General features: G+C 64.0%; 23 protein-coding genes and 1 riboswitch. Of the genes, 6 read left to right on the top strand and 17 right to left on the bottom strand.

Features of this window, described 5'->3' with window-relative positions:
* Positions 1 to 30: 30 nt before the first annotated feature.
* From NR193_RS13315 to NR193_RS13285, 7 genes are read right to left on the bottom strand one after another with little or no spacing between them, the layout of a single operon-like run.
* Complete coding sequence (locus NR193_RS13315; protein ID WP_256751277.1) at positions 31 to 618, bottom strand: NAD(P)H-dependent oxidoreductase; 588 nt, start codon at positions 616 to 618, stop codon at positions 31 to 33.
* Positions 618 to 1,199: an NAD(P)H-dependent oxidoreductase gene (locus tag NR193_RS13310; protein ID WP_256751276.1), complete on the bottom strand. Its 582-nt coding sequence runs from the start codon at positions 1,197 to 1,199 to the stop codon at positions 618 to 620. Before NR193_RS13310 ends, NR193_RS13315 begins: the two co-directional genes overlap by 1 nt.
* Entirely contained in the window at positions 1,199 to 2,596 is a 1,398-nt protein-coding gene (locus tag NR193_RS13305; protein ID WP_256751319.1) for an FAD-binding oxidoreductase, read from the bottom strand. Before NR193_RS13305 ends, NR193_RS13310 begins: the two co-directional genes overlap by 1 nt.
* A complete protein-coding gene (locus tag NR193_RS13300) occupies positions 2,596 to 3,897 on the bottom strand; it encodes a cytosine deaminase (protein WP_256751275.1) in 1,302 nt (433 codons plus the stop codon). Before NR193_RS13300 ends, NR193_RS13305 begins: the two co-directional genes overlap by 1 nt.
* Positions 3,898 to 3,901: 4 nt before the next feature.
* A complete protein-coding gene (locus NR193_RS13295) occupies positions 3,902 to 4,753 on the bottom strand; it encodes an ABC transporter permease (RefSeq protein WP_256751274.1) in 852 nt (283 codons plus the stop codon).
* Positions 4,740 to 5,570 (bottom strand): ABC transporter ATP-binding protein, encoded by an 831-nt coding sequence (locus NR193_RS13290; RefSeq protein ID WP_256751273.1) that lies wholly within the window; start codon positions 5,568 to 5,570, stop codon positions 4,740 to 4,742. The genes NR193_RS13295 and NR193_RS13290 overlap by 14 nt, the downstream gene beginning before the upstream one ends.
* Before the next feature lie 12 nt (positions 5,571 to 5,582).
* Positions 5,583 to 6,587 (bottom strand): ABC transporter substrate-binding protein, encoded by a 1,005-nt coding sequence (locus NR193_RS13285; protein ID WP_256751272.1) that lies wholly within the window; start codon positions 6,585 to 6,587, stop codon positions 5,583 to 5,585.
* Between the two features lie 265 nt (positions 6,588 to 6,852).
* Here NR193_RS13285 and NR193_RS13280 point away from each other — a divergent pair, with 265 nt between their 5' ends.
* Positions 6,853 to 7,236: a RidA family protein gene (locus tag NR193_RS13280; protein WP_256751271.1), complete on the top strand. Its 384-nt coding sequence runs from the start codon at positions 6,853 to 6,855 to the stop codon at positions 7,234 to 7,236.
* A gap of 54 nt (positions 7,237 to 7,290) precedes the next feature.
* Positions 7,291 to 8,094 (top strand): creatininase family protein, encoded by an 804-nt coding sequence (locus tag NR193_RS13275; RefSeq protein ID WP_256751270.1) that lies wholly within the window; start codon positions 7,291 to 7,293, stop codon positions 8,092 to 8,094.
* 6 nt (positions 8,095 to 8,100) lie between these two features.
* Here the strand turns inward: NR193_RS13275 and NR193_RS13270 are convergent, their stop codons facing one another.
* Positions 8,101 to 8,610: a tyrosine phosphatase family protein gene (locus NR193_RS13270; RefSeq protein ID WP_256751318.1), complete on the bottom strand. Its 510-nt coding sequence runs from the start codon at positions 8,608 to 8,610 to the stop codon at positions 8,101 to 8,103.
* Positions 8,610 to 9,665, bottom strand: a complete 1,056-nt coding sequence (gene cobD / locus NR193_RS13265) for a threonine-phosphate decarboxylase CobD (RefSeq protein WP_256751269.1) — start codon at positions 9,663 to 9,665, stop codon at positions 8,610 to 8,612. Before cobD ends, NR193_RS13270 begins: the two co-directional genes overlap by 1 nt.
* On the opposite strand from cobD, the gene cbiB reads away from it, so the two are divergent.
* The gene (cbiB, locus tag NR193_RS13260) at positions 9,664 to 10,635 is read left to right on the top strand and encodes an adenosylcobinamide-phosphate synthase CbiB (RefSeq protein WP_256751268.1); all 972 of its coding nucleotides are present in this window, start codon (positions 9,664 to 9,666) and stop codon (positions 10,633 to 10,635) included. The two genes, cobD and cbiB, sit on opposite strands and share 2 nt — an antisense overlap.
* Positions 10,636 to 10,674: 39 nt before the next feature.
* Here cbiB and cobO read toward each other — a convergent pair whose 3' ends face one another.
* From cobO to NR193_RS13240, 4 genes are read right to left on the bottom strand one after another with little or no spacing between them, the layout of a single operon-like run.
* On the bottom strand, positions 10,675 to 11,289 hold the full coding sequence (gene cobO, locus NR193_RS13255; protein ID WP_256751267.1) for a cob(I)yrinic acid a,c-diamide adenosyltransferase: 615 nt from the start codon (positions 11,287 to 11,289) through the stop codon (positions 10,675 to 10,677).
* A gap of 1 nt (position 11,290) precedes the next feature.
* Positions 11,291 to 11,806: a bifunctional adenosylcobinamide kinase/adenosylcobinamide-phosphate guanylyltransferase gene (gene cobU / locus NR193_RS13250; RefSeq protein ID WP_256751266.1), complete on the bottom strand. Its 516-nt coding sequence runs from the start codon at positions 11,804 to 11,806 to the stop codon at positions 11,291 to 11,293.
* Complete coding sequence (locus NR193_RS13245; protein ID WP_256751265.1) at positions 11,799 to 12,602, bottom strand: CbtA family protein; 804 nt, start codon at positions 12,600 to 12,602, stop codon at positions 11,799 to 11,801. Before NR193_RS13245 ends, cobU begins: the two co-directional genes overlap by 8 nt.
* A 15-nt stretch (positions 12,603 to 12,617) precedes the next feature.
* Positions 12,618 to 12,797 carry a CbtB domain-containing protein gene (locus NR193_RS13240; protein ID WP_091575531.1) on the bottom strand — a complete coding sequence of 60 codons (180 nt, stop codon included), beginning with the start codon at positions 12,795 to 12,797 and terminating at the stop codon, positions 12,618 to 12,620.
* A gap of 35 nt (positions 12,798 to 12,832) precedes the next feature.
* Positions 12,833 to 13,029: riboswitch (cobalamin riboswitch) on the bottom strand.
* A gap of 138 nt (positions 13,030 to 13,167) precedes the next feature.
* On the opposite strand from NR193_RS13240, the gene NR193_RS13235 reads away from it, so the two are divergent.
* On the top strand, positions 13,168 to 14,343 hold the full coding sequence (locus NR193_RS13235; protein ID WP_256751264.1) for an aromatic ring-hydroxylating dioxygenase subunit alpha: 1,176 nt from the start codon (positions 13,168 to 13,170) through the stop codon (positions 14,341 to 14,343).
* A 139-nt stretch (positions 14,344 to 14,482) separates the two neighbouring features.
* On the opposite strand, the gene NR193_RS13230 is transcribed toward NR193_RS13235, so the two are convergent.
* Positions 14,483 to 15,682 (bottom strand): MFS transporter, encoded by a 1,200-nt coding sequence (locus NR193_RS13230; RefSeq protein ID WP_256751263.1) that lies wholly within the window; start codon positions 15,680 to 15,682, stop codon positions 14,483 to 14,485.
* Between the two features lie 235 nt (positions 15,683 to 15,917).
* Here NR193_RS13230 and NR193_RS13225 point away from each other — a divergent pair, with 235 nt between their 5' ends.
* Entirely contained in the window at positions 15,918 to 16,916 is a 999-nt protein-coding gene (locus NR193_RS13225; RefSeq protein ID WP_256751262.1) for a heparan-alpha-glucosaminide N-acetyltransferase, read from the top strand.
* Positions 16,913 to 17,389 (top strand): isoprenylcysteine carboxylmethyltransferase family protein, encoded by a 477-nt coding sequence (locus tag NR193_RS13220; RefSeq protein ID WP_256751261.1) that lies wholly within the window; start codon positions 16,913 to 16,915, stop codon positions 17,387 to 17,389. Before NR193_RS13225 ends, NR193_RS13220 begins: the two co-directional genes overlap by 4 nt.
* A gap of 11 nt (positions 17,390 to 17,400) precedes the next feature.
* Here the strand turns inward: NR193_RS13220 and NR193_RS13215 are convergent, their stop codons facing one another.
* From NR193_RS13215 to mgtE, 3 genes are all read right to left on the bottom strand, one after another.
* The gene (locus NR193_RS13215; RefSeq protein WP_256751260.1) at positions 17,401 to 17,913 is read right to left on the bottom strand and encodes an HXXEE domain-containing protein; all 513 of its coding nucleotides are present in this window, start codon (positions 17,911 to 17,913) and stop codon (positions 17,401 to 17,403) included.
* 69 nt (positions 17,914 to 17,982) lie between these two features.
* Positions 17,983 to 18,369 (bottom strand): MerR family DNA-binding transcriptional regulator, encoded by a 387-nt coding sequence (locus NR193_RS13210; RefSeq protein WP_112618641.1) that lies wholly within the window; start codon positions 18,367 to 18,369, stop codon positions 17,983 to 17,985.
* Between the two features lie 152 nt (positions 18,370 to 18,521).
* Positions 18,522 to 19,940, bottom strand: a complete 1,419-nt coding sequence (mgtE, locus tag NR193_RS13205; RefSeq protein WP_256751259.1) for a magnesium transporter — start codon at positions 19,938 to 19,940, stop codon at positions 18,522 to 18,524.
* Positions 19,941 to 20,051 lie beyond the last annotated feature (111 nt).

Genomic DNA, 20,051 nt, shown 5'->3' with positions numbered 1-20,051 from the left:
CCCTCCCCACAAGGGGGAGGGTAAAGTCCCTCAAAACCGCTCCAGCTTCGCCCTCACCTTCGCCAAGAACGCCGCCCGGCTCCGCGGCGTCGAGGAATCCATCAGATAGTGCGCCAGGAAGAACGTCCGGCAACGCGTCGCGCACAGCGCCCGCATGCCGCGCAGCAGGGTCTTGCGGCCGGGTTGGCCGACGACGACGCTCCACCAGGTCGGCGCGCCGCAGGTTGTGATGACACCGACCTTGGTCACATGCGTCATCAGCGATTTGATCCGTCCCTTGCCAGCCGGCAGCTTGAAGGCGACGTCGGTCGCCCACACACGGTCGAGCCAGCCCTTCAGCATCGCCGGCAGCCCGTACCACCAGGTCGGATAGACAAACAGGATCGCCTCGGCCCAGTTGAGCAGCTCGAAATGCGGCTTCAGCGCCGGGTCCTGCGGCGCCTGGTCATTGTAGGAGCGCCGCTCGTCGCATCCCATCACCGGATTGAAGTTCTCGGCATAGAGGTCGAGCAGCCGCACCTCCCAGCCTCTTCGCGTCAACACCTCGACGGCGCTGTCGCGAATGGATGCGCAGAAACTCTCCGGCACCGGATGGCAGTAAACCACCAGCGCGCGCATCAGAATGCGTCCATGTTGACCGCGACCTTGGTCGTGAAGGCCTCGCGCGTTTGGTCGGTCGACAGGTTCATCGCATAGTGAGCGAGATAGGTCACCGGCGCGCCCGGTTTTACAGTGGCGCGCAGCATTCGCTTGATCAGTCTGCGCGGCGGATCGCCCATCAGCACAGCGCGGAACCGGCTGCCGCCATAGGTGGTGACCGCGGCGACCTTGCGAATGTTGTGCAGCGATGGCTGCACCTTGCCGTTGACCAGCTTGAAGGACACGCCGGGCAGGAAGACGCGGTCGAAAAAGCCCTTCAGGATCGCCGGAAAGCCATAATTCCAGACCGGATAGGAAAGCACCAGTGCATCGGCCCGCAGCAGGCGCTCGACGTAAGGCGCCACGGGGTCGGTGGCGCCGCGCAGATTGTGGTAGTCCAGCCTCTCCTTGCGCGTCAGCCGCGGATCGAAATCCTCGGCATAGAGATCGCAGTCGTCGACCGTATGGCCCGCTGCCGTCAGTCGCTCGACGATCATCCGATGCAGGCCGGCATTGAAGCTGGTCTCGACCGGATGGGCATAGAGGACAAGGATGTTCATCAGCCTGCCTTCTGCAGCCCCTTGAACAGGAATGTCCGGCCCGAGCGATAGTCGTAGTCCGGGTTTTCCCAGGCGATCATCTTGCCGGGATTGAGCAGTCCCTGCGGATCGGTCTCGCGCTTGAAGGCGAGCTGCACCTCGTCGGTCTGCTTCATGCCGCCCTCTTCCAGCGTGTAGCGGTGCGGGTTGAATATCCAGCAGCCATTGTCCTCATGGATGCGGATGATCTCGTCCAGCCGTTCCGCCGTGGTGAAGCGCACCAGGGGCAACCCCGCGACACCGATCGCGCCATCAAAGCGGATGAATTCGAGATGCGCCGGTACCTCGTCACCAAAGCGATCGACCATCGCCTTGACGTGGGCGAGATGATCCGGCGACGGATAACGCGCCTGCAGATAGGTAATGGTGGGGTCGACCCTGATGGCGCGCAGCGTCGTGTGGTTCCACGTCAGCTCATAGGCCGGCGGCAGCCCCTTGAGATCGGCCTCCTGGTCAGCACGGAAGACGATCTCGCCCTTGCCGCGCGCCGTGAAAGCGGCAAAGGCATCCATCGCGTGTGGCGCGATCATGCACACGACTATGCTCTGTTCGCGCCGGAAGAACCGCTGGTGCCGCTTGAAATAGTCGTAGGGGATAGGCGCGGCAATCGGTGTGATCAACTTCGCCAGTATGCCGTCCTGGACGGCGAGGTCGTTGCCGAAGCCTGCCGCGTCCATGAAATCGTCAAAGCCGACGATGACATCGATCCAGTCGTAGCTGGCGGTCAGCGGCATCTCGACCTCGGTGATGATGCCGTTGGTGCCGTAGGCGTGCATGACCTTCAGCACGTCCTCGCCGCTGAGATCCATGACGCGCGGCTCGGCCTCCATCGTCACCGTCCTCAGCCGGATGACATTGCCGAGATCACGCAAGCCACCCCAGCGGATCGAGCCGACACCGCCCGAACCGCCGGCGACAAAACCGCCGATCGAGGCCGTGTTGTAGGTCGATGGCGACATGCGCAGCTCCTGGCCGGAATGCGCCCGCGTCGCCTTGTCGATATCGGCCAGGATCGCACCCGGTCCGGTCACCACGCGCCCTGGCGCGATCGACTTGATCTCGTTCATCTCGGCGAGATTGAGCACCACGCCGCCCGAAAGCGGCATCGCCTGGCCGTAATTGCCGGTGCCGCTGCCGCGCGGCGTCACCGGCACGCCATGGCGATGACAGGCGGCAAGCACGCGGATCACCTCGGCCTCGCTCTTCGGCGTCACGATCAGGTCGCCGGTGACATGGTCGAGCTGCTGCTTCAGCACCGGGCTGTACCAGTAGAAGTCGCGGCTTTTCTGCTGGACGATGGCTGGATTGTCGTCGAGCTTCAGGCCTTCGAGATCAAGTTTGAGCGCCGAAACATCCATCATTCCACCATCAGTTCGTCGAGTTCGGCATAGTCGGGCAATTGCCGATCGATAGCACGGCCGCCGCGCACGACGATGCGATCCGATTCGGGGCGCGACAGCAATTCGGTCCAGCTTCGACCTTTGAACAGGATGAAGTCGGCATCGCCACCAGCCGCAAGCGTGCCGAAACCATCGAGCCGCATCACCCTGGCCGGCGTCATGGCGACCGCTTGCGGCCAGTCGGCAACCGGATGATCGAAATGCAGGATGCGCGTCGCCATGCGGTAGACCTCGAGCATGTCGAGATCGCCATAGGCATAGAAGGGATCGCGCGTGTTGTCGGAGGCGACGGCGACCGGAATGCCCCTCGCCTTCATCTCGTGCAGCAGCGTCACGCCACGCCAGCGCGGCGTCGTGTGGTCGGAACGCCGATCCTGCAGATAGAGATTGCACATCGGCAAAGACACGACCGCTAGCCCGGCCTTCGCCACCTTGTCCAACGTATCGAGCACATCGAGATCGGGCTGGCGCGCGAGCGAGCAGCAATGGCCAACGAGGATGTTGCCCTCGAAGCCGTTCCACAGCGCGGCCTCGGCGATCTTCTTGAGCGAGATCGCGGCAACGTCGTCGGTCTCGTCGGCATGGAAATCGAGATCGAGGCCATGCTGGATGGCTTGCGCGAAGACGTGGTCGAGCAGTTCCTCGAGGTCCGGGACCATATAGGTGACGACACCGAGAACACCCTTGGCGGCGGCGACCCTTTTTGCCAGCCTGTCGAACCATTTCCTGTCGCGCACGCCCTCGATGCCGAGCAGGCAGGCGGCCTGCAATTCTATGCGGCCGCGCCATGTCTCGCGCATCGTTTCGAACACCGGCCAGGAGATCTCCTCCTGCGGCGCGACGCTGTCGAGATGGGTGCGCAGCGCCCTGGTGCCGTGCGCGTAGGCTGAGCGCAAGGAAAAATCCATGCGCCGCGCCACGTCCTCGGCGCTCCAGCGGGCGGCGCGATCGGCGCCGGCGGCGTTCAGCGCGCCCATGAACGTACCGTCGGGATTGGGTTTTCGCGGCCAGATATGGCCCTTGTCGATATGCGTGTGGCAGTCGATGAAGCACGGCAGAACGATGCGGCCAGCGAGGTCGATCGCATCCGCAGGCGCTTTCGATCGGCCATGCGCGGTGATGCTGGAAATCTTGCCGTTAGCGACAGCGATGTCGGCAAGCGCGAAGCCGTCACGGTCGAAAGCAGCACCAAATCCCGGTGTCAGGGACGCGTGAAGCCGGGCGTTGGTGAGCCGATATGAACCTGTGTTCGGGATCAAGGCACTAGCGCTCCTGCTTCAGCGCGCTTTCGTGCCAGCGCCGCAGAATGAGATGCGAAATCAGCGACAGCACCAGGAAGATCAGGATGCCGGTAAGCGAGATCAGGAACAGCGCCGCGAACAGCCGTGGTGCATTGAGCCGGTAGCCAGCCTCGATGATACGCGAGGCGAGCCCCGACGACTGGCCAGTGGCGCCGGCGACGAACTCGGCCACCACGGCGCCGATCAGCGACAGGCCGCCGGCGATCTTCAACCCGCCCAGGAAATACGGCATCGCCGCCGGCAGCCGCAGATAGCGCAACTGCTGCCAGCGCGTCGCGCCATTGAGCTTGAACATGTCGCGCAGGTTGCGGTCGACGGAGTTGAGACCGAGCGTGGTGTTGGAGAGGATCGGAAAGAAGGCGACGATCCAGGCGCACAGCAGAAGCTTGGTCGTCTGGTTGTCGACATAGATGTTGATTAGCGGAAAGATCGCCACGATCGGCGTCACCTGCAGCACGATGGCGAACGGGAAGAACGACATCTCGACCCATTTCGATTGCGCGAACAGCACCGCCAGCCCTACTCCGCCAACGACAGCGAGAAGCAGACTGAGGAAGGTGATGCGCAAGGTGACCAGCAGCGAGGAGAACAGCAAGCCGGCATCGCTGTAGAGCGTCGACAGCACGACGCCGGGGCGCGGCAGGATGTATTGCGGGATCGCGTTCCACACGCAGATGCGATCCCACAGCCAGATCGCCAGGATCATGATCGCCAGCGGCAGAACCCATCGGCCGATCCGCTCGAGCCGCTCCTGGCGTACCCGACGCGCTTCCTCGGGATCGAGCTCGAGGACCCTCTCGTCAATGGCCGTCATGATGCGCGCCTGCTGTTGAATTGATGGCGTTGACCAGCACATCGGAGGTCTGCCGGCAAAGCGCCGCATAGTCGGGCGAGGTGCGAAACGCCTCGTCGCGTGGATAGGACGCCTTGATCGCGAGTTCGTCGAACACCCGGCCCGGCCGCGCCGCCATGACGACGACGCGGTTGGAGAGAAAGACGCTTTCAAAGACGCTGTGCGTGACGAAGACGACGGTGAAGCGCTCGTCCTGCCACAGTTCGAGCAGATCGTTGTTCAGCTTGAAACGCGTGATCTCATCGAGCGCCGCGAACGGCTCGTCCATCAACAGCACCCGCGGTTTCGTCACCATGGCGCGCGCGATCGAGACGCGCATCTTCATGCCGCCGGAGAGCTCGCGCGGCACCGCGTCCTCGACGCCGGTCAGGTGCACCCGCGCCAGCATCTCCATCACCGCCGGCGCCGCCTTGGCGCGGCTGACGCCCTTCAGCCGGAGCGGCAGCCAGACATTGTCGAAGACGCTGGCCCAGGGCAGCAGCGTCGGCTCCTGGAAGACGAAGCCGATGTTCGAGCGGTCGAGCGAGCCGCCGCCACGCCAGTCGAGCACGCCGGAGGTGGGCGTCGACAGGCCTGCAATCAGCCGCAATGCCGTCGACTTGCCGCAGCCGGACGGTCCGAGCAGGCTGAGGAAATCGCCTTCGCGGATCGTCAGGTTGACGTCGCTGAGCGCCGTCACGCCATTGGAAAAGACCTTGCCGACGCCATGCAGCGCCAGCAACGTCGGAACCACGCCGGACGCGCTCGCCGTCGTCTGCGCCACCTTTTCCTGCATCATGCCGGGACCGGCCTATTTCTTCAGCTCGAGCCCCACACCCTTGTTGACGAAGGTCAGTGTGTAGGCCTTCTTGATGTCGATGCCTTCAGGCGTGACCTTGGCCTTGACCATCTTGTCGTAGAAGCTCTTGATCCGTTCGTCGGTCATGGCGCCGATACCGAGCTTGTCGGTGTCGCCGGAATCGGCAAGGCCGAACTTCTTCATCTGCTCGATCGAGAAGGCGATCTGGTCGTCCGTCATGTCAGGATTGTCTTTCTTGATCATGTCGTTGGCGGCCTTGTTGTCGCCGTAGAGATATTTGTACCAGCCCTTGGCCGAGCCATCGACGAAGCACTGGACCACCTCCGGCTTCTTGTCGATCGTATCCTGCATCACTTCGATCGTCGTCGAGTAGGTGTCCCAGCCATAGTCGGCGAGCAGGAACTGGTTCGGCACGAAGCCACCTTCCTTCTTGACCGCGAACGGCTCGGAGGTGACGTAGCCCTGCTGGATCGACTTCTTGTTGGCGAGGAAAGGAGCGGTATTGTAGGTGTAGGGCGCGCGCTTGGCGGCGTCGAAGCCGAGCGCGGTGACCATCCACTGGAAGAAGGTCTGCACGCCTTCGTCGCCCAGAATATATTGCTCCGCATTCTTCAGGTCTTCCCACTTGTCCAGCCCCTCGCCGGGGTGGGACATGATGACCTGCGGGTCTTTCTGGAAGTCGGCCGCCACCACCCGCATCGGAATGCCTTGCTGGACGGCATCGAAGGCCGACAGCAGATTGCCGCCCATGTAGAAATCGATCTTGCCGGCCAGCAGCATCGGCCGGCCGCTGACCTGCGGGCCACCCTGCATGATGGTGACGTCGAGGCCGCAAGCGGCGTAGGTGCCGTCCGCCACGGCCTGATAATATCCACCATGTTCCGGCTCGGCCAACCAGTTGGTGCCGAAGGTGACTTTTTCATTCGCCGCTGCGCCGAGCGTGCTGGCCGCAAGCAGGGCCACCACTGCCACCGAGATCTTCTGTTTTCCGTACATCGACACCACCCTTTGTTTGCTCCGGCACGCCACGCGCCAGGCTCGACACCAAAGATTCAAGAAGCAAGACACATGCCACCGGCGCCTCGTGCCGGGACCGCCCGCGTGAACGACATTGCCATGCCGGGGGCGGACGGGTCATGCTGTACGGAAGGCATCGTGCCTATTTTTTGAACGCCTGTCCACAATCGCCCCAGCGACATGCACCGCCATCTTGAAGGTGCACAGCATCCAGTCTTAGGCTACCGGGAAACCGGAGATTGCCATGTTCAAATTCCTCACCCCGAAGTCGATCAAGCCGCCCTTTGCCCGCTACAGCCACGGCGTCGAGGTGCCAGCCGGAAAGCGGCTGGTGCTGTGCTCGGGCCAGGTCGCCATCACGGCGGACGACCAGATTCCCGAGGACGCAGGCGCGCAGGCAGAGCTCTGCTTCAAGAACATCGCCGCGATCCTCGCCGAAGCCGGGCTGGGGCTCGGGGATATCGTCCGCATCAACGCCTACGTCACCGACCGCGCGCATCTGCGGCCCTACATGGACGTTCGCGACCGGCTGTTTACCAGCCCGGCACCAGCGTCGACGCTGATGATCGTCTCCGGCTTCGCCCGGCCCGAATTCAAGGTCGAGATCGAGGCGATCGCGGCAGGGTGATCGACAGGCCGCCCGTCCCGCGCTAGGTCTGGCCGTTCATCGAAGAGGCATGACATGACCGCTGCAAAAAGACGCGTCTGGTGGGGTGACTACCGGACTACCGAATACGCCTCGATCGATCCGGAGGCGACGATCGCCGTGCTGCCGCTGGCGGCGATCGAACAGCATGGTCCGCATCTGCCGGTCTCGACCGACACCTCGATCATGAACGGCATGCTCGACACGGTGATCGCCCGCCTGCCCGACGATCTCGACATCCGCATCCTGCCGGTCCAGGCGGTGGGCAAGTCGAACGAGCATCTTCACGCACGGGGTACCCTCACTCTGCCGGCACCGACATTGATCGAGGCCTGGACCGAACTGGGCCTGTCGATCGCACGAGCCGGCGTGCGCAAGCTGATCGTCGTCAACTCGCATGGCGGCAATGAGGAGATCATGGGTATCGTCACGCGCGAATTGCGCGTGCGCGAAAAAATGCTGGCGGTGAAGACCAGTTGGCAACGTTTTGGCCGGCCGGCCGGCATGTACACCGAGCTTGAAGACCGCCACGGCATCCATGGCGGCGATGTCGAGACCTCGCTGATGCTGCATTTCCGGCCGGACCTCGTCGACATGGCCAAGGCCGATAATTTCGTTTCCAACGTCGCGCGGGCCGAAAAGGAATTCACGCTGCTGCGCCACACCGGCACCCATGCCTTTGCCTGGATCGCCAGCGATCTCAACCCCAACGGCGTGGTCGGCGACGCCAGCATCGCGACGGCCGAGAAAGGCCGGCTGACATCAGAATATCAGGCCGATGGGTTCATCAGCCTGCTCAGGGATGTGCGCAAGGCGAAGCTTGCCGAGTGGCTGAAGTAACTGCTTTCAGCTGTCGATCGTGAGGGCAAAGGGCGTACCTTCAAAGGCATCGGCGCCGCGCCCTATCGCCTGGATCGCCTCGATCATGCGGCCCTCGCGACCGAGCAACGCGTCGGCCACTGCGATCAGCCGCGGATTGGGTGTCGCCGATGGCGACAGCGCCCGCAACGTCTGGGCCAGTTCGGCCTCGTCGCGTTTCGGCGCCAGCGCGGCCGCGATGATATAGGCCGAAGCGGTCGAGCGGCTGATGCCGGCATAGCAATGCACGACCATCGGCCTTGCCCGGTCCCAGCGGCGCCCGAAATCGAGCAGGTTGCGGACATGCTCCTCGCCCGGCATGGTCATGCCGTCCTGCGCCACAGCGATGTCATGCATGACCAGATGCAGATGGTTTTCCCTGGCGATCGAAGCTGGGCGCACCACCTCGGTTCCCGCCGCCAGCAGGGACAGCAGCCGCTCAGCACCGGTCCTCGCAACCGTTTCCTCGACTTTTGCCAGCGAACAGACATGGATCATCATCGTGCGATCTCCCTGGCGCCATCGTCGCGCTGTGACGCCCAGCCGGCAAGAGCGGATTCGAGCCGCTGCCATTCCTCCTGACTCCCCGGCAGTCCGGCGCGCAGCACGTTTGGTCGGCCAGGGAAATGCCGAAGCAGGATGCCGCACCCGCCAAGCGCGGAAAACAGATCGGCGGCATCCGGCAGACTGACATAGCGGAACAGCGTGGTGCCGCCCGCGACGGGAACGCCGAAGCGGCCGAACAGCGCATCGAGTCGCCTCGATGCATCCGCCAGGGAGGCCCGCATCGCGTCCTGCCAGCCTGTGTCGGCAAGCGCGCGGATGCCGTATTCCAGCGCCGGGCCGGCGACGGCCCATGGTCCCAATTGCATGTCCAGCCGTTTGATAGTCGGCGCGTCGGAAAGCGCAAAACCGAGCCGCAGCCCGGCCAGGCCAAAGAACTTGCCGAACGAGCGCAGCACGACGATGCCGCCCTGTTCGACATCACCGGCGAGGCTGTGCTGGCGCGGGCCGACATCCATGAACGCCTCGTCGACGACGAGCAGCCCGCCCTTGGCGCGCATTCCGGCGGCCAGCGCCAGCAGCCTGTTGCGCTCGATGACCCGTCCATCCGGATTGTTGGGATTGACGACGATGGCAAGGTCTGCTCCCGCCAGAGCCGCGAAATTGTCGATTTCCGTCACCGTGTGCCCGGCGATCGCCGCTGCCCTTGCATGTTCGGCATAGGTTGGGCCCAGCACCACCGCCTTGCCGGGCGCGATCAGCGATGCGACGCGCGGCAACAGGATCTGCGTGCCGGGGGCTGCCACGATGTTGGCCGGCGAAGGCGCGCCATAGGCGCTGGCCGCGACCTCGACCAGGTCGCGGGCGCGCGCCGCTTCCGGCAACCGCAACAGGATGGTGGCGGGCAAATCGAAAAGCGGATAGGAGTGCGGATTGATACCGGTCGAGAGGTCGACGAAAGGCAGCATGGCGTTGGGGAAAAGCGCCCTCGCCCGGCCAAGGCTTCCGCCGTGATCCACCGCCGCCACCGCTCCATCAAGAAGCTTCATGTCAGTCCTGATCGCCTTCCTGTCATTGGCCGTCGAATTCGTCCTGGGCTACCCGGACTGGCTGTTTCGTGCCATCGGCCATCCTGTGACGTGGTTTGGCAGGCTGATATCCTTTCTCGACCGCACGCTCAACCACGCGACTGATCCCGACGCGCTGCGTCGCCGGCGTGGTACCCAGGCGCTGCTGGTCATCGTCCTGGTGCCGGCGGTGATCGGCCTCGCCGTACAGATCCTGCTGCTGTGGTTCATTCCCATGGGATTGATCATTGCCGCCATTCTGGCGACGTCGCTTTTGTCGCAGAAGAGCCTTTACGAACATGTCGAGGCCGTGGCCGACGCGCTCGACACCGGTGGCTTGGCTTTGGGTCGCGTTGCCGTCTCGCGGATCGTCGGCCGCGATCCGGAAGCGCTCGACCGGGCCGGTGTCTGCCGCGCGGCGATCGAGAGCCTGGCCGAGAATTTTTCCGACGGCATCGTCGCCCCCGCCTTCTGGACCGGCGTCGGCGGCCTCGCCGGCGGCGCCGCCTACAAAGCGGCCAACACCGCCGATTCGATGATCGGCCACCGCACCCCGCGCCACGAGGCTTTCGGCTGGGCGGCGGCGCGCTTCGACGATTGGATCAACCTGCCGGCGTCACGGCTGACGGCACTGCTGATCGTGCTGGCGGCTTTCCTGGTCAGCGGTGCCGATCCCCGCGGCGCCTGGCACGCGGTGTGGCGCGACGCGAAAAAACACCGCTCACCCAATGCCGGCTGGCCGGAAGCGGCGATGGCCGGCGCGCTCGGTCTGGCGCTCGCCGGGCCGCGCAGCTATGGCGGCGTGCTTGTCGACGACGTCTTCATGGGCGAAGGCGGGCAGCGCGACGCCGACAGCATAGACATAAGGCGGGCGCTGAAACTCTATCGCGTCGCCGACTATCTGCTGATCGCGCTGTTCGGGGTGATTTCCATCATCGTCATTGCGGCGTGATCCCCTTTTACCCTCCCCCTTGTGGGGAGGGTAAGTGCGCTAGAACTCAATCCCCTGCTGCGCCTTCACACCGGCCGAGAAATGGTGCTTCGTCACGCCCATTTCGGTGACGAGGTCGGCAGCCTCGACCAGCGCCGGCTTGGCGTTGCGGCCGGTGACGACAATATGCAGGCCCTCGCGACGGGCCTTGAGCGCCGCAACCACCTTGTCGAGATCGAGGTAGTCGTAGCGCAGCGCGATGTTCAATTCGTCGAGCACCAGCAGGCTGATCGACTGATCGGCCATCAGCTCGGTCACCTTGGCCCACGCAGCTTCGGCGGCGGCAATGTCGCGCTTCAGATCCTGTGTCTCCCAGGTAAACCCCTCGCCCATCGCATGCCAGACGACGCGGTCGCCAAAGGCGGCAAAGGCGTCTTTCTCGCCGGTGTGCCATTTGCCCTTGATGAACTGGACGACGCCGACGCGCTTGCGATAGCCGAGCATCCGCAGCGCCAGCCCAAAGGCGGCCGTCGTCTTGCCCTTGCCTGGGCCGGTGTTGACGATGAGCAGGCCCTTCTCGATCGTCTTGGCCGCGACCTCGGCATCCTGCACCGCCTTGCGCTTGGCCATCTTGGCGCGATGGCGTTCTTCTTCCTTTTGGTCGATCTCGGTCATGTCATTTCACCTTGAGCGGCAGCCCCGCCACCATCAGCAGCACCGTATCGGCGACCGCGGCGACCTGCTGGTTGAGCCGGCCGGCGGCATCACGGAAACGGCGTGCCAGTGCATTGTCCGGCACGATACCTTGCCCGACTTCATTGGAAACCACGAACCACGGCCCGCGTGGCCGCGAGAGCACAGCCGCCAGCCGCCGGCATTCCAGGTCGAGATCATGTTCGGCCAGCATGTGATTGGTCAACCACAGCGTCAGGCAGTCGACAAGCACCGGCTGATTGTCCGGCAAGGCCCCGAGCGCGCCAGTCAGATCGAGCGGCGCGTCGAGGGTCGTCCAGCCTTCGCCGCGTCGCGACCGATGCAGCGCGATGCGTTCACGCATCTCGTCGTCATAGGCCTGCGCCGTGGCGATATAGGCCCAGGGCGAGCGCAAGGCCGTCGCCAGCGTTTCGGCGTGCGCGCTCTTGCCGGAGCGCGCACCACCGATGATGAAGGTCAGCTTGCTGCGATCAGGCAAAGCTGTCGCGCAGGCTGGTCGCGGTGCCGGTGAAGCGGCCGCGCACCACGCCGACAACCACGCCAAGCACCAGCCAGAACACCAGATTGGTCAGCGTCACCGCCACCACGAACTGGTGGTGCAGGCCCTCCGGGATCGCTGTCTCGAAGCTGTCGGGCTGTGGCGCGCCGACGATATGCGGTGCCACGATCAAGGCCACACCCAGGATCGCCAGCGGCAGCGACTTGCGGAAGGCGATCAGGCCAAGACCGGCCGCGGTCGCCGCAACCGTTGCCCACCACCAGATCTGGCGCTGGGTGAGGTCGGCCGCCGGCATGGCCGGCAGTTCCGGCGGCAGGCCGAGGCCCGGCGCCAGCGTGAACACCGCAAAGCCGGCCAGTCCCCAGAACACGCCCTGACGCCAATTGCCGATGCCTCCGGCGAATTCGGAGACCGCGACCAGGATCAGGGCGAAGCCGATTCCGGTGACGATATTGGCAAGCACACTGAAGGCGAAACGCTCGAAGCCGTCGGCCGGCGCCCAGCCTTCGTCTTCCGCCGCCGGAGCGGCTGCTTGCGCCGGCGCCGGCGCGGCGGAACTCATGGCATTCCCCGCCGGGGCGGCCATGCTCATGGCATTGGTATCCGTTGCGGCCGGTGCGGCGTGGTCATGGTGATGGCCGCCGCCGGCCTGTTCGTAGACTTCCGCCTTCAGGATCAGCGGCACGGTGGCGTAGGCCTGCATGCTGGCGAGAACGACGCCGGCCACGAGCCCTGCGATCGCCGCGATGAACACGACGTTGCGAAACAGGTTCATGATGTCAGGCCCTTGTCAGTGGCAGGGAAACGCCATCGAGTGGCGATAGTCGTGGGCAGCATTGTGGACCGCATCGATATGCGAGAAGCCGACAAAGCCCATCACGAAAATGCCGAGAAACGCAGCAAGAGCGAGCTGCATGAAGCGCGACTGCGAGGAGACGGAAGCGCCGAGAGAGACGGAAGCGGTATTCATGTCTTGTCCTTTCGCCCTCCACCCGAGGGCATCGAAGTCAGTTTCCTGTCGCCGGCAGGTCTCCTGGCTCGCGGTTCAGCGCCCTTCTCCACCTTCCCGAAGAGAATTCTTCAGTGGCATATGGAGAGGACTACCGCACACAGTTGCGGGGGCAGCCACGGCATTGGGCGAAACTCGCCCGCACCGCATTCCCTCTTGGCTCCAAAATGGAACCGACGACATCGGCGACTATAGGCAGAATCGTCGCCTCCAGCAAACCAAATTCCACCGCCAACCATTGTGAATGCGTCGTGCCACCAGGCCGTCCACCGTGCGGCAATTGACAATTTTCCTGGTCGGGTGTCGGCTGGCGCGTCAAAGGACGCCAGCCATGCAGCCCAGCCCGAGCCAGCACGATCGCTATAACGGCCTCACCCGGGCCGAACCGACGCTGCCATCGTCAGCCTATTGGGATGCGGACAGCTATCAGCGCGATCTCGAGGCGATCTGGTACAGAAGCTGGCTGCTCGTCTGCCGCGAAGCCGACCTTGCCCAACCGCTTTGCTTCCGCACCTTCCGCGTCGGCACGCAGGAAATCGTCCTGTTGCGGGACGAGACCGGCGAACTGCGCGCCTTCCACAACACCTGCCGGCATCGCGGCTCGCAGCTATGCCAGGAAAGCCAGGGGCGCCTGAAGGCGCGGCTGATCACCTGCCCCTATCATGCCTGGTCCTACTCGCTGCGCGGCGATCTTGTGCGCGTGCCGTCGAAATCGCTGCCGGACGGCTTCGACAAGGCCAACCATCCGCTCTACCGCGTCGCGCTGTCGGTGTGGCGCGGCTTCGTCTTCGTCAATTTGCAGGAGGATGCCACCACCTCGGCGCAGGCATCCTTCGATCCCGCCTCCGGCGATCTCGGCAACTGGCCGCTGGAGACACTGGTGAGCGGCCATGTGCTGCGCAAGGTGATGAACTGCAACTGGAAGATTTTCTGGGAAAACTTCAACGAATGCCTGCATTGCCCGGGCGTCCACAAGGACCTGTCGCGGCTGGTGCCAATCTATGGCCGCGGCCTGATGAGCCGGCACGACGACCCCGAATGGGGCCGCCACGCCGACAATGACGCGCCGGAGTTTTCCGGCGGCTTGCGTGTGGGCGCCGAGACATGGTCGCGCGACGGCCAGGCGCGTGGGCCGGTCTTCACCGGCCTCACCCCAAGCGAACGCGCCGCCGGCCAGACCTATGCCGCCAACCTGCCGTCAATGTTCATTGTCGGCCATGTCGACTATGTCAGGACCGTGCGGCTGGTGCCGCTTGGGCCCGAGCAGACCGAGCTTGTTGCCGAATGGTTGTTCGCGCCCGAGGCGCTCGCCGCGACCGACATCGAAAACATCATCACCTTCGGCACCCAGGTGCTGGAGGAGGATGCGGCAATCTGCGAGGTCAACCAGAAGGGCCTGCGCTCGATGCGCCACAAGTCCGGCGTGCTGATGCCCGAGGAATATGATCTGCACCGCTTCCACAACTGGGTCCGGGAACGCCACGCGGCGCGCGAGGCAACCGCCTAGTCGGCCTTCAGAATTCGCTCCGGCGAGTCATATGGAGTGGTTTTCGAGAACCGGCGCGCAGCGGGTTTTTGGGCCTGTGAGCACCGGAAGCGGAGAAAATCGCGACAGATGTCCGCCGGAGTAGAATTATCAAGGTCGACTAAAGCGACTTCGGCAGATACCGCCAGGTCACAAAGCCGCAAACCGCCGCCAGCAGGCCGAGCGTGACGAATACCGAGCCCAGCCCGAAGAAAGCCAGCACCACCGAATAGACCAGCGGCGGCGTCAGTTCGGAAAAATCGAGATAGGTGCGGTAGACCGCCGCCATCTGCGCCCGCTCGTAGGAGCGCACCGAGCGCATGAAGGCGGTCGAGCCCAGCGCGTCGAGTGCAATGGTGAAGAAAGCGCCGCACAGCAGGAAGGCACCGGTGAGCAGCGGCGCGGTTTCGCCCACCGCGCCCGCCGCCATGAGCATCGCCGACATGGCGAAATAGGCAAATGTCATGGTCCTGCGGCCGCCAAAGCGTTTTCCCGCCTTGCCCCAGAAGATGGCCATGAACAACAGTGCATTGCCGGCAGAAACCAAGAGGCCTCCGGCCAGCTTGCCCTCGCCGGTGATCACCATGAACAGCGGCCCATAAACGAAGAACGTCGTCCAGAAGCAGGAACGGCCGAAGGCGATCAGCCATGCCAGCCTCAACCTTGGTTGCGCGACGAAGCGGCCGATATTGGCGAGTGGGTTGGCGGGCCGGGTCTTGCCCGGGCGGATCGAGGGGTTGTCGCCAAGCCGGTAGGTCCAGAACAGCGCCAGCAAGGCAAGAGCGAACACGGCCACGGCACCATGCGCGGCATAGATGCCGAAGCGCGTGTAGAGGAAGATGCCGAGCGTCGGCCCGCCCGTCCAGGCGAACATCGACCACGCCATGCGCAGCGATTCGGCCTGCATGAAGTCGGTCTTGCGGATGTGGTCCATGATGTAGAGGTTGAGCGTGATCGACAGCGCGCTGGCGCCCATGACGCGGCACAGCATGCCGGCCAGTTGCCCGGCAAGCGTGTGCGTGACGAAGAACAGCGAGCCGATGGCCAGCAGGCACGCACCGGCGGTGTAGACCCAGCGTCGGGCAAAGCGGCGGATCAGCATCGGCATGAATAAGGTCACCGACAGGCCAAGCAGCGCCACGATGGTGTAGAGGATCGAGACGATCTGCTCGTTGTGGAGGATCTCGTAGGCCTGAATCGGGATGACGCTCGAGACCGTTGCGCGGGCGAAGGATTCGACGGCATAGAGCGAGGCGAAGGTACGCGCATCCGCGGCCTTGAGGGCCGGAAGCCAGATCGGATGGCGCACATGGGTGGACATTGCTTCCCCAAAGCAGAATCGCGGCGTCAAATCTGCCGCTGCGGTCCATCTCCCGGTAACAGGAAACCGACGCCTTCCCGGTAAAATGCGAAATCGGTCAAAGGCTTTCCGGCACTGGCCCAAAGCCGCGCCTGATCCAGCGTCCACTGCGCCGTCCATACCGAAGCTCCCGACCTTCTTTTGTCCGGTGCAACCGTGATAGTCGTCTTGCGGGGCTGAATCAGATCGCGAGACCATGACCATCCACACGCCGACCGCACCCGTTCAGGATCAACCGAAGCGCATCGTCGCCATCGACGTCGTGCGCGGCATCGCGCTCATCGCCATGGCGAGCTACCATTTCACCTGGGATCTTGAATTCTTCGGCTACACCGATCCTGGCCTGACCGCCTTCGGCTGGTGGAAGATCTACGCGCGCTGCATCGCCTCGACCTTCCTGTTCCTGGTCGGTGTCAGCCTGTACCTCGCCCATGGCCGGCGGATCCGCTGGAACGGCTTCTGGAAGCGTTTCGCCATGGTCGCCGGAGCGGCGGTCGCCATTTCGGTCGTCACCCGCATCGCCACGCCGGACGGCTTCATCTTCTTCGGCATCCTGCACGAAATTGCACTTGCAAGCCTGCTTGGCCTGCTGTTCCTTCGGCTGCCGGCGCTGCTGACGCTTGTCGTTGCCGCGCTCGTCATCGCGGCGCCCGTCTATCTGCGCCTCGAGGCCTTCGACCATCCGTGGCTGTGGTGGGTGGGCCTCTCGGCAACCAGCCCGCGCTCCAATGACTACGTTCCGCTGTTCCCATGGTTCGGCGCCGTGCTCCTCGGCATCGCCGCGGCGAAACTCGCCTCCGCCTCCGGTGTACGGGCGCGGCTGGCAAGCCTCACGCCGGGTCGCTGGGCCAATCCGCTGGTCTTCATCGGCCGGCACAGCCTGGCCTTCTATCTGATCCACCAGCCGCTGCTGATCGGCTCTGTCTGGCTGTTTTCGCAAGTGATGCCGGCCAAGGTCGAAACCCCGCAGGTGAATTTCCTGAAGACCTGCCAGTTGTCGTGCGAGCAGTCGCGCGACACCGAATTCTGTTCGAGCTATTGTGTTTGCATGCTCGATACGCTCGAGGGCGAGGCCTCCCTTGATCGGCTCTACAACAACGACCAGACTGCGGACTGGAAAGCGCATCTGTCCGATCTTGCCGGAATGTGCACCGCCAAGACCGAAGACAAGATGACGGAGGGAGGGGCACAATGACCGACAGCCAACCGAAGCCTGGGCTGATCCCTTGGCCGCCGGTGATCTACGCCGCGGCAATCGCCGTCAGCGTCATTCTCGGCATGCTCTATCCCCTGCCCTGGATCGGCGACCTGCTCGGCGACATCCTGTTCGCCGCCGGCTGGGTGGCGCTGTTCGGCGCCGCCGCCCTTTGGGTCACCGCGATCCGCACCATGATGCGGGCCAAGACCACGCTCAGCCCCACCGCCTTGCCGGATCATCTGGTCACATCAGGCCCGTTCGGCATCACCCGCAACCCGATCTATCTCGCGCTGACGCTGATGCTGATCGGCGTCGCCTTCGTCTCCGGGATCGCCTGGTTCTTCCTGTTTGCCTTCATCGCTGCTTTCGCTACGCAGAAGGTCGCGATCGAAGGGGAGGAAAAGATCCTGGCGGCGAAGTTCGGCAAGAAATACCGCGACTATGCCAAACGCGTGCGGCGCTGGATCTGAATAGCGGCGGATCAGTCCGAAGCCTTGCCTGGCGCGCCTGCCGTGTCCGGAAGCAGTTTCCGGCCGACATAGAACAGCACCGGGATCAGCAGCACGATGGCCAGCAAGACGGCGGGCGCTGTCAAGGCGAAGCCGGTCGCCGAAATATATCCCTCGCGAAATGCCTGACGCAGCAGAGCCGCGGTGACCGGCAGGTTCAGTGCGAGAGCGGTCGCGGTCCCCGGCATATAGCGGCGTGTGACCATTGTGACGAGGAGATGTGGAAAAGCCACGTTGAGCAGCATCGCAAGCGCATAGCCCGACAGGACGTAGGCGCCGAAACTCTCCCGCCCCTGCACGGTGGCGAGCAAAGCCGCAACGCCAGCAAGAACAACCAGCACGAACACCGCGAAGCGGAATTCGTTGGCGCCGACGGGGCGGTGCCAGCGCCCCGCCTGCTCGGACCAGGCGGGCAGGAAAACCGCCTCCTCCAGATTGTGGACGGTGACAGCGGCGGCAAACAGCCAAGCGAGAGTGATGAACATGACGTGATCGATCGCCGGTTCAAGCCTTCACGGTTTCCTGGCGAGGAGACATCGGAGCAACCGCACCGGTCAGGTGTTGACGCCGAGCTCCACCAGCCGCTCGACGCACGACTCTTCGGCCTGGTCGAGTTCGGCCAGCGTCTCCTCGAGGTCGCGGCGCTTCTGCCGCAGATCCTCGCGCTTTTCCTCGATCCGCTTGATCATCAGCTTGAGTTGACCGACCTCGCCCGGCGGCTCCTTGTACATCTGGATGATTTCGCGGATCTCGTTGATCGAGAAGCCGAGCCTCTTGCCGCGCATGATCTGGCGGATGAGGTGGCGATCGGAGGGGCGAAACAGCCGCGTGCGGCCACGCCGCACCGGCTGCACCAGCCCCTCGTCCTCATAGAAGCGCAGCGTCCGCGTCGACACGTCGAATTCGCGGGTCAGCTCGGTGATCGTATAGTATTCCCGCATTGTCACTCCAAATGCCGGAATCCCGGGCGATCGCAATGCGGCGCTCCCTTCTGTCCCGAACCAAACCCATGCCACGCCGGAATCGACATGGCACCCCGTACAAGCCTCGCACGGCATTTACGTAAAAGTCAATTGACGGCGCTACCCATGCTTCAGGACACCCCGAACCACCACGTGGCAATGCCAAGGAAGGCGAAGAAGCCGACGACATCGGTGACCGTGGTGACGAAGACCGCCGAGGCGACCGCCGGGTCGACCTTGAAACGGTCGAGCAGCAGCGGGATCAGAATGCCGGCCAAGGCGGCCGCGAACATGTTGATGATCATCGCCGCGGCAATGATGCCGCCCAGATTGTTGTCATGGAACCAGGTTGCGGCGACGATGCCGATCAGGATGGCGAACACGATGCCGTTGATGAAGCCGACGCCCATCTCGCGGCGGATGATGCGGCCGGCATTGTAGATATCGAGATCCTTTGTCGCCAGCGCGCGCACCGTCACCGTCATCGTCTGCGAGCCGGCGTTGCCGCCCATGCCGGCCACGATCGGCATCAGCACCGCCAGCGCCACGATATGCTCGATCGTGCGGTCGAACAGGCCGATCACCGAAGCCGCCAGGAAGGCGGTCAGAAGATTGACCAGCAGCCAGGGAACGCGCGACCGTGAGGTCGAAAAAATGCTGTCGGAAAGCTCTTCGTCGCCGACACCGCCCATGCGCAAGAGGTCTTCTTCCGCCTCCTGCTGGATGACGTCGACGACGTCGTCGATGGTCAGCACGCCAACCAGCCGCTCGTTCTCGTCGACGACGGCGGCCGACAACAGGTCATATTGCTCGAATTCCCGCGCCGCCTCTTCCTGGTCCATGGTGGCCGGAATGGCGTGCCGCGTCTCATGCATGACCTCCTCGACCTTGACCGCGCGCTTGGTGCGCAGGATCTGGTCGAGATCGATGGCGCCGAGCAGCTTGAAGGTCGGATCGATGACGAAGATCTGGCTGAAGCGCTCAGGCAAGTTCCTGTCCTCGCGCATGTAGTCGATGGTCTGGCCGATCGTCCAGAACGGCGGCACCGCGACGAATTCGGTCTGCATGCGCCGGCCGGCCGTCTCTTCCGGATAGTCGAGCGAGCGGCGCAGCCTGATCCGCTCGGTGAACGGCAGTTGCGACAGGATCTCGTCCTGGTCTTCCTTTTCGAGGTCTTCGAGAATGTAGACGGCGTCGTCGGAATCGAGCTCCTGCACCGCCTGCGCGATCTGGGCGTTGGGCAGGTTGTCGACGATCTCCATGCGGATCGCCTCGTCGACCTCGGTCAGCGAGGAGAAATCGAAGTCGGCGCCCAACAACTCGACCAGCAGGCGGCGCTGTTCGGGATGCAGCGCCTCGAGCAGGTCGCCAAGCTCCGACTGGTGCAGATCGTCGACTTCATGCTTGAGCGTGAGCGTGTCGCGATCGGCGATCGCCGCGCCGATCTGGGCCAGGAAGGACGAAAGGACGACGCCGTCCTCGCCATAGATGTCGGCGTGGTGCTCGTCGGCTGCCCTGGCGCCGGTCGTCCGTTCGTCCTGGCCTTCCACCAGCGCCTCCCGCCATCGCGATCCCGGAAAAGGTGCCTGTCAGGTCTAGAGCATCGGACCCAAAAGTGGAAACCGGTTTTGGGAGAATCCGAGGCTCAAAAAGAAGGTGGC

This window comes from Mesorhizobium sp. Mes31 (assembly GCF_024519675.1).
Taxonomy (GTDB): Bacteria; Pseudomonadota; Alphaproteobacteria; order Rhizobiales; family Rhizobiaceae; genus Mesorhizobium.
Note: the sequence above shows the minus strand (reverse complement) of the source record. Positions and strands in the feature narration are given on the sequence as shown.

Coding starts and splice junctions, on each gene's coding strand:
- NR193_RS13240 (WP_091575531.1), bottom strand. CDS start 12,797: ATGAATACCGCTTCCGTCTCTCTCGGCGCTTCCGTCTCCTCGCAGTCG.
- NR193_RS13230 (WP_256751263.1), bottom strand. CDS start 15,682: ATGTCCACCCATGTGCGCCATCCGATCTGGCTTCCGGCCCTCAAGGCC.
- NR193_RS13280 (WP_256751271.1), top strand. CDS start 6,853: ATGTTCAAATTCCTCACCCCGAAGTCGATCAAGCCGCCCTTTGCCCGC.
- NR193_RS13290 (WP_256751273.1), bottom strand. CDS start 5,570: ATGATGCAGGAAAAGGTGGCGCAGACGACGGCGAGCGCGTCCGGCGTG.
- NR193_RS13245 (WP_256751265.1), bottom strand. CDS start 12,602: ATGAACCTGTTTCGCAACGTCGTGTTCATCGCGGCGATCGCAGGGCTC.
- NR193_RS13285 (WP_256751272.1), bottom strand. CDS start 6,587: ATGTACGGAAAACAGAAGATCTCGGTGGCAGTGGTGGCCCTGCTTGCG.
- NR193_RS13215 (WP_256751260.1), bottom strand. CDS start 17,913: ATGTTCATCACTCTCGCTTGGCTGTTTGCCGCCGCTGTCACCGTCCAC.
- cobD (WP_256751269.1), bottom strand. CDS start 9,665: ATGAAGCTTCTTGATGGAGCGGTGGCGGCGGTGGATCACGGCGGAAGC.
- NR193_RS13270 (WP_256751318.1), bottom strand. CDS start 8,610: ATGATCCATGTCTGTTCGCTGGCAAAAGTCGAGGAAACGGTTGCGAGG.
- NR193_RS13305 (WP_256751319.1), bottom strand. CDS start 2,596: ATGGATGTTTCGGCGCTCAAACTTGATCTCGAAGGCCTGAAGCTCGAC.
- NR193_RS13235 (WP_256751264.1), top strand. CDS start 13,168: ATGCAGCCCAGCCCGAGCCAGCACGATCGCTATAACGGCCTCACCCGG.
- NR193_RS13310 (WP_256751276.1), bottom strand. CDS start 1,199: ATGAACATCCTTGTCCTCTATGCCCATCCGGTCGAGACCAGCTTCAAT.
- cbiB (WP_256751268.1), top strand. CDS start 9,664: ATGTCAGTCCTGATCGCCTTCCTGTCATTGGCCGTCGAATTCGTCCTG.
- NR193_RS13210 (WP_112618641.1), bottom strand. CDS start 18,369: ATGCGGGAATACTATACGATCACCGAGCTGACCCGCGAATTCGACGTG.
- cobO (WP_256751267.1), bottom strand. CDS start 11,289: ATGACCGAGATCGACCAAAAGGAAGAAGAACGCCATCGCGCCAAGATG.
- NR193_RS13295 (WP_256751274.1), bottom strand. CDS start 4,753: ATGACGGCCATTGACGAGAGGGTCCTCGAGCTCGATCCCGAGGAAGCG.
- NR193_RS13315 (WP_256751277.1), bottom strand. CDS start 618: ATGCGCGCGCTGGTGGTTTACTGCCATCCGGTGCCGGAGAGTTTCTGC.
- NR193_RS13220 (WP_256751261.1), top strand. CDS start 16,913: ATGACCGACAGCCAACCGAAGCCTGGGCTGATCCCTTGGCCGCCGGTG.
- NR193_RS13225 (WP_256751262.1), top strand. CDS start 15,918: ATGACCATCCACACGCCGACCGCACCCGTTCAGGATCAACCGAAGCGC.
- NR193_RS13275 (WP_256751270.1), top strand. CDS start 7,291: ATGACCGCTGCAAAAAGACGCGTCTGGTGGGGTGACTACCGGACTACC.